This is a genomic window from Burkholderia dolosa (assembly GCF_902499135.1).
In the GTDB taxonomy this organism is placed as follows: domain Bacteria; phylum Pseudomonadota; class Gammaproteobacteria; order Burkholderiales; family Burkholderiaceae; genus Burkholderia; species Burkholderia dolosa.
Genome location: NZ_CABVPR010000023.1, coordinates 73,766 through 85,647, shown reverse-complemented (window position 1 = coordinate 85,647; position 11,882 = coordinate 73,766). Strand labels below are relative to the sequence as shown.

12 protein-coding genes are annotated in these 11,882 nt (G+C 68.5%); all 12 read right to left on the bottom strand.

Going from position 1 to position 11,882, the window contains the following annotated elements; genetic code table 11:
- Positions 1-122 precede the first annotated feature (122 nt).
- The 12 genes from ureG to urtA all read right to left on the bottom strand — a co-directional run bounded on the left by ureG (position 123) and on the right by urtA (position 11,674).
- Positions 123-770, bottom strand: a complete 648-nt coding sequence (ureG, locus tag BUB20358_RS12980; protein ID WP_035972923.1) for an urease accessory protein UreG — start codon at positions 768-770, stop codon at positions 123-125.
- Positions 771-788: 18 nt separating this feature from the next.
- Positions 789-1,469 (bottom strand): urease accessory protein UreF, encoded by a 681-nt coding sequence (locus tag BUB20358_RS12975; RefSeq protein ID WP_035972922.1) that lies wholly within the window; start codon positions 1,467-1,469, stop codon positions 789-791.
- On the bottom strand, positions 1,456-2,109 hold the full coding sequence (ureE, locus tag BUB20358_RS12970) for an urease accessory protein UreE (RefSeq protein ID WP_006764979.1): 654 nt from the start codon (positions 2,107-2,109) through the stop codon (positions 1,456-1,458). Before ureE ends, BUB20358_RS12975 begins: the two co-directional genes overlap by 14 nt.
- Before the next feature lie 23 nt (positions 2,110-2,132).
- Positions 2,133-3,839, bottom strand: a complete 1,707-nt coding sequence (gene ureC / locus BUB20358_RS12965) for an urease subunit alpha (protein WP_006764978.1) — start codon at positions 3,837-3,839, stop codon at positions 2,133-2,135.
- Between the two features lie 34 nt (positions 3,840-3,873).
- Positions 3,874-4,179 carry an urease subunit beta gene (locus tag BUB20358_RS12960; protein WP_035972921.1) on the bottom strand — a complete coding sequence of 102 codons (306 nt, stop codon included), beginning with the start codon at positions 4,177-4,179 and terminating at the stop codon, positions 3,874-3,876.
- 14 nt (positions 4,180-4,193) lie between these two features.
- Positions 4,194-4,496, bottom strand: coding sequence for an urease subunit gamma (gene ureA / locus BUB20358_RS12955; RefSeq protein WP_006406310.1), 303 nt, complete (start codon positions 4,494-4,496; stop codon positions 4,194-4,196).
- Positions 4,497-4,745: 249 nt separating this feature from the next.
- Positions 4,746-5,621, bottom strand: coding sequence for an urease accessory protein UreD (locus BUB20358_RS12950; protein WP_035972920.1), 876 nt, complete (start codon positions 5,619-5,621; stop codon positions 4,746-4,748).
- 178 nt (positions 5,622-5,799) lie between these two features.
- On the bottom strand, positions 5,800-6,492 hold the full coding sequence (urtE, locus tag BUB20358_RS12945) for an urea ABC transporter ATP-binding subunit UrtE (RefSeq protein WP_006764974.1): 693 nt from the start codon (positions 6,490-6,492) through the stop codon (positions 5,800-5,802).
- A gap of 4 nt (positions 6,493-6,496) precedes the next feature.
- A complete protein-coding gene (gene urtD, locus BUB20358_RS12940; protein WP_006764973.1) occupies positions 6,497-7,354 on the bottom strand; it encodes an urea ABC transporter ATP-binding protein UrtD in 858 nt (285 codons plus the stop codon).
- Positions 7,351-8,538 (bottom strand): urea ABC transporter permease subunit UrtC, encoded by a 1,188-nt coding sequence (gene urtC, locus BUB20358_RS12935; RefSeq protein WP_006764972.1) that lies wholly within the window; start codon positions 8,536-8,538, stop codon positions 7,351-7,353. Before urtC ends, urtD begins: the two co-directional genes overlap by 4 nt.
- Position 8,539: 1 nt before the next feature.
- Positions 8,540-10,162, bottom strand: coding sequence for an urea ABC transporter permease subunit UrtB (urtB, locus tag BUB20358_RS12930; protein ID WP_006764971.1), 1,623 nt, complete (start codon positions 10,160-10,162; stop codon positions 8,540-8,542).
- Between the two features lie 204 nt (positions 10,163-10,366).
- On the bottom strand, positions 10,367-11,674 hold the full coding sequence (urtA, locus tag BUB20358_RS12925) for an urea ABC transporter substrate-binding protein (RefSeq protein ID WP_006764970.1): 1,308 nt from the start codon (positions 11,672-11,674) through the stop codon (positions 10,367-10,369).
- Between the last annotated feature and the right edge of the window lie 208 nt (positions 11,675-11,882).

Genomic DNA, 11,882 nt, shown 5'->3' with positions numbered 1-11,882 from the left:
GCCGCCGACACGGCCGCCGGCCTGGACGACGCGTAGCCGCGCCCGCGCGGCCGGCGCGTGCAGCGCGGGCGCCGCTACGTCGCCGGTTGCGCGGCCGGTCGCTCCGCTGACCGCTTAGCCGGTCAAACCGTCAGCAATCCCTTCTTCTCGATGAACGCGACGACGTCCGCGACGCCGTCGAGCGCCTTCAGGTTCGTCATCACGTACGGCCGTTCGCCGCGCATCTTCTTCGTGTCGGACGCCATCACGTCGAGGTTCGCGCCGACGAGCGGCGCGAGATCCGTCTTGTTGATCACGAGCAGGTCCGACTTCGTGATGCCGGGGCCGCCCTTGCGCGGAATCTTCTCGCCGCCCGCGACGTCGATCACGTAGATCGTCAGGTCCGACAGCTCGGGGCTGAACGTCGCCGCGAGGTTGTCGCCGCCCGATTCGATGAACACGATGTCGGCGTCCGGAAAGCGCGACAACATCCGGTCGACCGCCTCGAGGTTGATCGACGCATCCTCGCGGATCGCCGTGTGCGGGCAGCCGCCCGTCTCGACGCCCATGATCCGTTCCTCGGGCAGCGCGCCGGCGACGGTCAGCAGGCGCTGGTCTTCCTTCGTGTAGATGTCGTTGGTGATCGCGACGAGGTCGTACCGGTCGCGCATCGCCTTGCACAGCATTTCGAGCAGCGTGGTCTTGCCGGAGCCGACGGGACCGCCGATGCCGACGCGCAGCGGCGGCAGTTTCTTCGTGCGGCGGGACGAGGACGGAGCGGGTGCGTTCATGGTGTGGTGCGTCGTGGCTCAGGAGCGGAACAACCGCGAATACTGGGTTTCGTGCCGCGCGGACAAAATGCCGAGCTGCGGCGCGAACGTGTTGACGGCGTCGGCCGGCGTCGCGAGCGCGCGGCGCACGGCCGCGTCGATCGCACCGCGCAGCGCGACGATGATGCGCTGGCCGGCGAGCTGGCCGAGCGGCACGGCCTTCAATGCCGCAGCGGTCTGGTTCTCGACCCAGCCGAACGCGTACGCGGCGAGCGCGGCGTCGGTGCCGGCGTCGTGCGCGGCGGCCGCGTATGCGAACGCGGTCGGCAGCGCGATCGGCGAGATCGACGCGAGCGTCGCGCGGCGTCGTGCATCGCCCCATTCGAGCGACGCGCACAGCTGCGCGAGCGACCATCCCATCTGTTCGGTTTCACGGCGCAGCTCGGCCGATTCGCGGCTCGCGACGAACCATGCGTTCTCGCGCGCGAGCGCGTCCGCGTCGTGCGCGTGCCAGCGCGCGAGCTGGTGCGCGACGAACGGCAGCTCGCCGTGCGCGAGCACGTCGGTGAGGCCGCTTGCGATCCAGTCGCGCGCGGTGTCGGCGTCGCGGATCAGGTTCGCGTCGAGCGCCGCTTCGAGCCCCTGCGAATAGCTGAACGCGCCGATCGGCAGTGCCGGCGATGCGAGGTGCAGCAGCGCGACGAGTTCAGTGGTGGTCATGGTCGTGGCCGTGCGTGCAGCCGGGGCCGTGCGCGTGATCGTGCTCGTGAGCACCGCCGTGGTCGTGTGCGTGCGAATGCGCGTGACCGTGCGAGTGCGAATGACCGGGCGAATGCGCGTGGCCGTGATGTTCGCCGAACACCTGCTGCGCGAGCGCGTAATCCTCGGCGAACGTCGCGTCGTGCCCGTGCTTGTGGCCGCCGCCGTATGCGCCGGCCTCCGGCTGGAACGGCGCGCTCGTTTCGTCCACCTGCGTGCCGAGGCGGCGCAGCATGTCCGCGAGCACCGGATCGGCTTCGAGCTTCAGGTAGCCGTCGCCGATCTCCACCGGCGTATGACGGTTGCCGAGGTGGTACGCGGCGCGCATCAGCGTGAGCGGATCGGCCGCGCGTACGAGCAACACCGTTTCGGGCGCAGCGGCGACGCGCACGAGCGCGCCGTCGCCGGCGACGAGCACGTCGCCGTCGCGCAGCACGGTGCCGCGCGGCAGCACGACCGCGACGTCCTCGCCGGTGTCGAGCGTCGCCGCGACGCGGCTCTTGCAGCGGGCGTCGTACGCAAGCGTGAGAGTCGGTGCGCGCGCAACCAGCGACGCGGCCAGTTTCACGTTCGGGGCGATGCGTTTGTCGAGCGTGCGCATGAGTGCAGAAAGGGAAGCGGAAATCAGAACAGGAAATAGCGCTGCGCCATCGGCAGCACCGACGCGGGCTCGCAGGTCAGCAGCTGACCGTTGGCGATCACGTCGTACGTTTCGGGATCGACGCTGATCGCGGGACGCCACGCGTTGTGGATCATGTCGGCTTTCGTCACGTTGCGGCAGTTGCGCACGGGAACGACCCGCTTCGCGAGGCCGTAGCGCTGCGCGATGCCGGCGTCGGCCGCCATCTGCGATACGAACGTCAGCGACGTGCGCGCGAGCGCACCGCCGCGCGTCGCGAACATCTCGCGGTAGTGAACCGGCTGCGGCGTCGGAATCGACGCGTTCGGGTCGCCCATCTGCGCGAGCGCGATCATCCCGCCCTTCAGGATCATCGTCGGCTTGATTCCGAAGAATGCGGGCTCCCACAGCACGAGATCGGCCCATTTACCGGGTTCGATCGAACCGACTTCGTGCGCGATGCCGTGCGTGATCGCCGGATTGATCGTGTACTTCGCGACGTAGCGCTTCGCGCGGAAGTTGTCGTTGCGCGCGCAATCTTCGGGCAGCGTGCCGCGCTGCACCTTCATCTTGTGCGCGGTCTGCCACGTGCGGATGATCACTTCGCCGACGCGGCCCATCGCCTGCGAGTCGGACGACAGCATCGACAGCGCGCCGAGGTCGTGCAGGATGTCCTCGGCCGCGATCGTTTCACGACGGATCCGCGACTCGGCGAAAGCCAGATCCTCGGCGATCGACGGATCGAGGTGATGACACACCATCAGCATGTCGAGATGTTCGTCGAGCGTGTTGATCGTGTACGGACGCGTCGGGTTGGTCGATGACGGCAGCACGTTCGACTCGCCGCACACCTTCAGGATGTCGGGCGCGTGGCCGCCGCCCGCACCTTCGGTGTGATACGTGTGGATCGTGCGTCCCTTGAACGCGGCCACCGTCGATTCGACGAAGCCGCCTTCGTTCAGCGTGTCGGTGTGGATCGCGACCTGCGTGTCGGTGTCGTCGGCGACCGACAGACAGTTGTCGATCGCCGCGGGCGTCGTTCCCCAGTCCTCGTGAAGCTTCAGGCCGATCGCGCCGGCCGCGATCTGCTCGACGAGCGGCTGCGGCAGGCTCGCGTTGCCTTTGCCGAGGAAGCCGAGGTTGATCGGCCAGCCGTCCGCGGCCTGCAGCATGCGCTCCATGTGCCACGGGCCGGGCGTGCAGGTCGTCGCATTGGTGCCGGTGGCCGGCCCCGTGCCGCCGCCGAGCATCGTCGTGACGCCCGACGCGAGCGCCTCGTCGATCTGCTGCGGGCTGATGAAGTGGATGTGCGTGTCGATGCCGCCGGCCGTCACGATCAGCCCTTCGCCGGCAATCACTTCGGTCGCCGCGCCGATCGCGATCGTCACGCCCGGCTGGATGTCCGGATTGCCCGCATTGCCGATCGCCGCGATGCGACCGTGCTTGATCGCGATGTCGGCCTTCACGATGCCCCAGTGATCGAGGATCACCGCGTTCGTGATCACCGTATCGGGCACGTCGGCGGCCACGCGTTGCGACTGGCCCATGCCGTCGCGGATCACCTTGCCGCCGCCGAATTTCACTTCCTCGCCGTACGTCGTGAAGTCGCGTTCGATCTCGATCAGCAGTTCGGTATCGGCGAGGCGGACGCGGTCGCCCGTCGTCGGGCCGAACATTTCCGCGTACGCGCGGCGGCTCAAGCGTAGTGTCATGTCGTGCTGTTCCTGAAGAGGGGCGGGGCGCCGCTCACAGCGGCCCCATCACCTTGCCCTGAAAACCGTAGACGGCGCGATCGCCGGCGAGCGCGACGAGCTCGACGGTGCGCGTCTGGCCCGGCTCGAAGCGCACGGCCGTGCCGGCCGCGATGTTCAGCCGGAAGCCGCGCGCGGCCGCGCGGTCGAACGACAGCGCGTCGTTGACTTCGAAGAAGTGATAGTGCGAGCCGACCTGCACCGGGCGGTCGCCGGTGTTCGCGACGACGAGCGTCAGCGTCGCGCGGCCTGCGTTCAGTTCGTGGTCGCCATCGTCGGTGAGGATTTCGCCGGGGATCATGCGCGCTGCCTCGCTCACGGAATCGGGTGGTGGACGGTCACCAGTTTCGTGCCGTCCGGAAAGGTCGCTTCGACCTGGATGTCGGGAATCATCTCCGGCACACCGTCCATCACGTCGTCGCGCGTGAGCAGCGTCGTGCCGTAATGCATGACCTCGGCGACCGTCTTGCCGTCGCGCGCCGCTTCCATCAGCGCGGCGGTGATGAAGGCGACCGCCTCCGGATAGTTGAGCTTCAGCCCGCGCGCGCGACGGCGCTCGGCCAGCAGCGCTGCGGTGAAGATCAGCAGCTTGTCCTTTTCTCGGGGAGTCAGTTTCATGAAGGCGGGCGTTCAGGAAATCGTAATTTTTGTCGATGCGTACGCAACGATTCGCATGCGCGGCTCATCGTAGCACCGCGTCGTCGCGCGTGCGCCGTCTATCGGTTTCGTAAGCAGCAAGGCGCATGCCAATGCGTGTCGCGTGTGCGTATGTCGCCGAACGATGCGCGCTCATGATGCGCGATGCGTGACGAAGGTGCGGTGCTTGCGGCGGCGTTGCGCCGATCTGGTGCGCGCGGCCGGCGGAAATCAGGTTTGCCAGAGCCGCAGCGGTCGCGCGTCGACGCCGTGCACGATCGGCCGCAGATGCAGCCAGCAGTCGGCGAAGTGGCGCTGCAGCGCTTCCATCGACGCGGCGAGCGCACGCACGATCACGACGCCCGGCGTTACGCACGTCGCGCCTGCGCGCAGCGTGTCGTCGAACGGCATCCGTTCGGCGAGCGATTCGGCCAGCGCCGCGTCGCACGCGGCGCCGACCACCCACAGCGTGCCGTAAGCGGGAAAGCCGGCGAGGCCCTGCGGCGCGGCACGCAGCGGGTCGTGCGCGTCGAGCAGCGCGCGCTCGGTCCACAGCGGCCGGCCGTCGGCATCGACGAGCGCGGCCGTCGATGCGACCCGGCCGGCCGACCACGCTTCGCCGGCCGCCTGCCGGCCGAGCTGCGTCGCGTCCCAGCCGATCGCGCTCGCGCCTGCGCCGAGCGCCACCGTGAAGTCGAGCGACGCGTGCGCGGCATCGAAGAACAGATTGTTCTGCGGCAGCCAGTCGAGCTTCGCGTTCCGGCCGAGCACGATGCCGATGCGCTGCGTGGCCTCGAGCCCGTTCGACTTGTACCACTTGGTCGCGCCGGGCGTGGTGAGTACCGCGTGCGTGTCGTCGCCGAGCGCGATGTCGATGTCGAGCCGGTCGCCGCCCGCGACGCCGCCCGGCGGATGAACGAGCACCGCATGGCAGATCGCATCGCCTTCCGGGTACAGCGGCCGCTGCACGCGCAGCGGGCCGTCGTGCAGGCGGTGCGCGAGCGTCGTGCGCGCGCCGTGCCGCTCGAAGCCGAGTTCGAGGCGGCCATGCCATGACTTGGCGACGGCGGGGCGGGACAGCGATGCATGGGAATCGTGGGCGGACATCGGCGACGAAAGGAAAACGAAGGGAGCGGGCGCGCGGCGAACACGGATGTTACCGGAACAATAATGCCGCTGCCGTGTTCGCGAAAGCGCGGGCGTTGCGCGTCGCAGCGCGGTCGGCAGCCGGGCCGACCGGCGGGCGCACTGCCGCATCCGCACCGCGCCGCGGCTCGCCGCCGCGTTACACCGCGATCATCTCGCGCACACCATTCGCATCCATATCGCACGCATCGCCACCCGCGACGATCTCGCCGCGGCTCATCACCCAATAGCGGTCGGCGATCGATCGCGCGAAATCGTAATACTGTTCGACGAGCAGCACGGTCATCTTCGATTCGTCGACGAGCTGACGCAGCGTGCGGCCGATGTCCTGGATGATCGACGGCTGGATGCCTTCGGTCGGCTCGTCGAGAATCAGCAGCTGCGGGTCGCTCATCAGCGCGCGGCCGATCGCGAGCTGCTGCTGCTGGCCGCCCGACAGGTCGCCGCCGCGCCGCGCGCGCATGTCCTTCAGCACCGGAAACAGTTCGTAGATGCGGTCGGGCACTTTCGACGGCGCACTGCGGCTCGCCGCGCCGACCAGCAGGTTCTCCTCGACGGTCAGCCGCGGAAAGATGTCGCGGCCCTGCGGCACGTACGCGAGGCCGGCCGCCACGCGCGCATACGGCGGCAGCGCGCCGAGCGATGCGCCGCGCCACGATATCGTGCCGCTCTTCGCGGCGACGACGCCCATCAGGCAACGCAGCAGCGTCGTCTTGCCGACGCCGTTGCGTCCAAGCAGCACGGTCAGCTTGCCGTCTTCGGCGGCGAGCGTCGCGTTGCGCAGGATATGGCTGCCGCCGTAGTACTGGTTCAGCGCTTCGATCTTCAGCATCGCATCAACGTCCGAGGTAAGACCCGATCACCGCTTCGTCGCGCTTGACCTGGTCGAGCGTGCCTTGCGCGAGCACCGCGCCTTCGGCCATCACCGTCACGCAGCCCGTGTCGCCCGCGAGCGCCGCGACGAAATCCATGTCGTGCTCGACGACCATCATCGAACACGTGCCGCGCAGCGTGTTCAGCAGTTCGGCGAGCTCCATCGTCTCGTGGTCGGTCATCCCGGCCGCCGGTTCGTCGAGCAGCAACAGCGCCGGGCGCTGCATCAGCAGCATGCCGATCTCGAGCCGCTGTTTCTGGCCGTGCGACAGCTCGCCCGCCGCGCGAAATGCATGGCTCTCGAGGCCGATCAGCGCGAGCGTTTCCTCGATCTTCGCCTGCGCGGCGCGATCGAGCCGCGCGCGCAGCGACGCGAGCCAGCCCTTGTCGGTCTGCATCGCGAGCTCGAGGTTCTCCCACACCGGATGCTGCTCGAACACGGTCGGCTTCTGGAACTTGCGGCCGATGCCGGCGCGCGCAATCTCCGGCTCGTTCATCCGCGCGAGATCGATCGTCTGGCCGAGAAACACCTTGCCGGCATCGGGACGCGTCTTGCCGGTGATCACGTCCATCATCGTCGTCTTACCTGCACCGTTCGGGCCGATCACGCAGCGCAGCTCGCCCGCGTCGATCGCGAGCGACAGCTTGTTCAGCGCGCGAAAGCCGTCGAAGCTCACCTCGATGTCTTCCAGATACAGGATCGTGCCGTGCGACGTGTCGATGCCTTCCGGCACGACGCGCCCCATCGATGCGGTGCCGCTGACCGCGAGCAGTTCGTCTTCGGGCGGCGGCGTGAATTGATAGAGTGCCGTTCCGTTCATCTGCGTTTCCCTTTCGCGAGTGCGCTCTCGACGACGCCGACGATCCCGCGCGGCAGCAGCAGCGGCACGAGCACGAAGATCAGGCCGAGGAAGAACAGCCAGTATTCGGCGAAGTACGCGGTAAACAGGCTCTTCGCGCCGTTCACCGCGAACGCGCCGACGATCGGCCCGATCAGCGTGCCGCGCCCGCCGACCGCGACCCAGATCGCCATCTCGATCGAATTGCCCGGCGACATCTCGCCGGGATTGATGATGCCGACCTGCGGCACGTACAGCGCGCCCGCGATGCCGCACAGCACGGCCGACACGGTCCACACGAACAGCTTGTACGCGAGCGGGCTGTAGCCGAGAAACATCAGCCGCGCCTCGCCGTCGCGCACCGCGGTGACGACGCGGCCGAGCTTGCTGGTGACGATCGCGCGCGCAGCGATGAACGCGAGCACGAGCGTCGCGAACGTGAGCAGCAGCAGCACCGTGCGCGTGCCGGGCGACGTGATCGGAAAGCCGGCGATCCGCTTGAAGTCGGTGAAGCCGTTGTTGCCGCCGAAGCCCGTCTCGTTGCGATAGAACAGCAGCATCGCGGCGAACGTCAGCGCCTGCGTGATGATCGACAGATACACGCCTTTCACGCGCGAGCGGAACGTGAAGAAGCCGAATACCCACGCGAGCACGGCCGGCACGAGCACGACGAGCGCGAGCGCCCAGCCGAGATGCTGCGTGCCGCTCCAGTACCACGGCAGTTGATGCCAGTCGAGGAACACCATGAAGTCGGGCAGGTCGCTGCCGTACTTGCCGTCGCGGCCGATCTCGCGCATCAGGTACATGCCGATCGCGTAGCCGCCGAGCGCGAAGAACAGCCCGTGGCCGAGGCTCAGGATTCCGCAGTAGCCCCACACGAGATCGAGTGCGAGTGCGGCGATCGCATAGCACATCAGCTTGCCGGCGAGCGTCATCGCGTACGCGGACAGATGGAACGCGCTCGACTCGGGCGCGACGAGCGCGGCGAGCGGCACGCCGATGCCGATCGCGATGCACAGCGCGACGAGCGCCAGCCACGCGCGGCGCGACAGCAGCGCGGGACGCGGCGGCAGGCCGAGCGCAAAGCGTTCGTGCGTGCGGGCCGCGCCGGACGGCGTCGACGCATCGGCGACCGGGTTCGACAACGAATCGGTGAGGGAAGTCACGTCAAGCCTCCGCGCTGCGTCCCTTCGGGGCGAACATCCCCTGCGGACGCTTCTGGATGAACAGCACGATCATCACGAGCACGGCGATCTTCGCGAGCACCGCGCCCCAGAACGGCTCGATCGCCTTGCTGACGAGGCCGAGCCCGAACCCGCCGAGCACGGTGCCGGCGATCTGCCCGACGCCGCCGAGCACGACGGCCATGAACGAATCGATGATGTAGTTCTGCCCGAGGTCGGGGCCGACGTTGCCGATCTGCGACAGCGCGCAGCCGCCGAGCCCCGCGATGCCAGCGCCGAACGCGAACGCATACGCGTCGACGCGCGCGGTCTTCACGCCGACGCACGCGGCCATCCGGCGGTTCTGCGTGACTGCGCGCACGAAGAGGCCGAGCCGCGTCTTCGTCAGCACGGCCCACGCGATCGCGACCACCGCGAGCGCGAACGCGAGGATCGCGAGCCGGTTGTACGGCAGGATCAGGCTCTGCATCACGGTCACGCCGCCGCTCATCCACGACGGGTTCGCGACCTGCACGTTCTGCGCGCCGAACAGCATCCGCGTCGCCTGGATCAGGATCAGGCTCACGCCGAACGTCGCGAGCAGCGTCTCGAGCGGGCGGCCGTACAGGTGCCGCAGCACGAGCCGCTCGAGCACGATGCCGACCAGCGCGGCCGCCGCGAACGACGCGGGCACCGCGACGAGCGGATACCAGTCGAACGCGGCCGGCGCATAGCGCTGGATCAGCGTCTGCACGACGTAGGTTGCGTACGCACCGATCATCAGGAATTCGCCGTGCGCCATGTTGATCACGCCGATCAGCCCGTACGTGATCGCGAGGCCGAGCGCCGCGAGCAGCAGCACGCTGCCGAGCGACAGCCCGGCGAACAGCGTGCCGGCGATCTCGCCGCGCCGCTGCAGGGCATGCAGCGCATCGAGCCCGTGCTGGGCCGCGTCGCGCACGCGCGCGTCGGGCTCCGCGAAGCTGCCGTCCGCGTTCTTCGCGACGAGCGGGCGCAGCTGCTCGATCATGTCGAGATCGCTGCGTGCGGCGACGACCTGCACCGCTTCGAGGCGCTTCGCCGGATCCGGATCGTGCAGCGCGGCGATCGCCCACAGCGCGTCGAGGCGGCGCTTGAGCGACGGATCGGTTTCCTTCGCGCGCGCCCGCTCGATCATCGGCTTCAGCGCCGGATCGGGCGACTTCAGCAGCGCGTCGATCGCGTCGCGCCGCGCGGCGACGTCGGGCGAGGCGAGCGCGAGGCCCGACAACGCCGCGGCGATCTTCGTGCGCAGCAGGTTGTTCAGCATCACCGGCTGCGCATCGCCGGCGGGCGTCGCGGCCTGCGTGAGGGCGTCGTGTGCGGTGTCGCCGATCTGGATCAGCACACGGGCGTCGCCGGTCGCGAGCGCGTCGCCGGTCGACAATGCGTTGAGCAATGCGACCGCGCGCGGATCGGTGTCGGTCGCGAGCCGTTCGATCGCGGCCGTCTTCGCGTCGAAATCGTCGCCGGCGAGCGCGGCGGTGTCGGCGGCCGTCAGCGCGCATGCGGTGCGCGGCAGCGTGCCCGCGACGGCGGCACAGGCGACGGCCGCGACGGCGACGGCCCGGCGAAAGCGTGGTGGCATCGGAAATCCTGTCAGGCGTAGGGAAGCGGTGGCTCGGGGCGGCGGTGCGCGGACCGCGTGGGTTTCAGCAATTGCAGCGACGGCAGCGGCGTTGCGATCCGGCATGCAACGGCGCTGCGGCCGTGCGATGCTGTGCCGCGCCGTCGCCGCGCGAAACCCGTTGCGCGCGGGACGTTGCGCACGCAAGCAACGTCCCGCATCGCGTCAGGCCAATGCCGCGCGCTGCCGGCGCAGGAACGCGGGGATCGAGCTGACGACGTCCGGCTTGCCCTGGTTGCCCGCGATGAACGGGCTCCACGGTTGCGCGCGCACCGCGGTCTTCGTCTTCCACACGACGTTGAACTGCCCGTCGCCGCGGATCTCCCCGATCATCACCGGCTTGTGCAGATGGTGGTTGCCGTCCATCGCGAGCGTGAAGCCCGACGGCGCGGCGACGGTCTGGCCGATCATCGCGACGCGCACCTTGTCGACGTCGGTGCTCTTCGCCTTTTCGACGGCCTGCTTCCACATGTGGATGCCGACATAGGTCGCCTCCATCGGATCGTTGGTCACGCGCTTCGCGCCGCCCGGCAGGTTGTTCGCCTTCACCCACGCGGCGAACTGGTCCTTGAACTTGGTGTTCGTCGGGTTCTTCACCGACATGAAGTAGTTCCACGCGGCCAGGTGGCCGACGAGCGGCTTCGTGTCGATCCCGCGCAGCTCTTCCTCGCCGACCGAGAACGCGACGACCGGCACGTCGGTTGCCTTGATCCCCTGGTTGCCGAGCTCTTTATAGAACGGCACGTTCGAGTCGCCGTTGATCGTCGAGATCACGGTCGTCTTGCCGCCTTGCGAGAACGTCTTGATGTTCGCGACGATGGTCTGGTAGTCGCTGTGGCCGAACGGCGTATACACCTCCTGAATGTCGGTCTCCTTCACGCCCTTCGATTTGAGGAACGCGCGCAGGATCTTGTTCGTCGTGCGCGGATACACGTAGTCGGTGCCGAGCAGGAAGAAGCGCTTCGCGCCGCCGCCTTCCGCGCTCATCAGATACTCGACGGCCGGGATCGCCTGCTGGTTCGGCGCGGCGCCGGTGTAGAACACGTTGCGCGACATCTCTTCGCCTTCGTACTGCACCGGGTAGTAGAGCAGCCCGTTCAGTTCCTCGAACACCGGCAGCACCGACTTGCGCGACACCGACGTCCAGCAGCCGAACACGCACGCGACCTTGTCCTGCGTGAGCAGCTGGCGCGCCTTCTCGGCGAACAGCGGCCAGTTCGACGCCGGATCGACGACGACCGGCTCGATCTTGCGGCCCATCACGCCGCCGTTCTTGTTGATGTCGGCGATCGTCATCAGCGCCGTGTCCTTCAGCGACGTTTCGGAGATCGCCATCGTGCCCGACAGCGAGTGCAGGATGCCGACCTTGATCGGGCCGGTGCCCGTATCGGCGGCATGCGCAAACGGGCTCTTGCCCGCCAGCGCGAGCGCGCCGGCCATCGAACCGAACTTCAGCAGACTGCGACGTTTCATCGGGTTCCCCTTGACGTGTTGGATGTGCGTGCGCCGCGGCGGCGCCGACGCACGGAATAACGCAAGGCATGTGCCAGTCGCGCGGATGCACGCCCCGCGTGCCCGTGCGCGCGATCGCGCGGCGCGCATGACGCGTTTTGCGGCACGCGCGAGCCGTTGCGGTGCAGCCGTGCGAGCGCTATTGGTGCACGGTTGTGCTTCACCGTTT

Excerpts from the sequence above, each read along its gene's own strand:
- ureG (WP_035972923.1), bottom strand. The coding sequence starts at position 770 with ATGAACGCACCCGCTCCGTCCTCGTCCCGCCGCACGAAGAAACTGCCG.
- BUB20358_RS12975 (WP_035972922.1), bottom strand. The coding sequence starts at position 1,469 with ATGACCACCACTGAACTCGTCGCGCTGCTGCACCTCGCATCGCCGGCA.
- ureE (WP_006764979.1), bottom strand. The coding sequence starts at position 2,109 with ATGCGCACGCTCGACAAACGCATCGCCCCGAACGTGAAACTGGCCGCG.
- ureC (WP_006764978.1), bottom strand. The coding sequence starts at position 3,839 with ATGACACTACGCTTGAGCCGCCGCGCGTACGCGGAAATGTTCGGCCCG.
- BUB20358_RS12960 (WP_035972921.1), bottom strand. The coding sequence starts at position 4,179 with ATGATCCCCGGCGAAATCCTCACCGACGATGGCGACCACGAACTGAAC.
- ureA (WP_006406310.1), bottom strand. The coding sequence starts at position 4,496 with ATGAAACTGACTCCCCGAGAAAAGGACAAGCTGCTGATCTTCACCGCA.
- BUB20358_RS12950 (WP_035972920.1), bottom strand. The coding sequence starts at position 5,621 with ATGTCCGCCCACGATTCCCATGCATCGCTGTCCCGCCCCGCCGTCGCC.
- urtE (WP_006764974.1), bottom strand. The coding sequence starts at position 6,492 with ATGCTGAAGATCGAAGCGCTGAACCAGTACTACGGCGGCAGCCATATC.
- urtD (WP_006764973.1), bottom strand. The coding sequence starts at position 7,354 with ATGAACGGAACGGCACTCTATCAATTCACGCCGCCGCCCGAAGACGAA.
- urtB (WP_006764971.1), bottom strand. The coding sequence starts at position 10,162 with ATGCCACCACGCTTTCGCCGGGCCGTCGCCGTCGCGGCCGTCGCCTGT.
- urtA (WP_006764970.1), bottom strand. The coding sequence starts at position 11,674 with ATGAAACGTCGCAGTCTGCTGAAGTTCGGTTCGATGGCCGGCGCGCTC.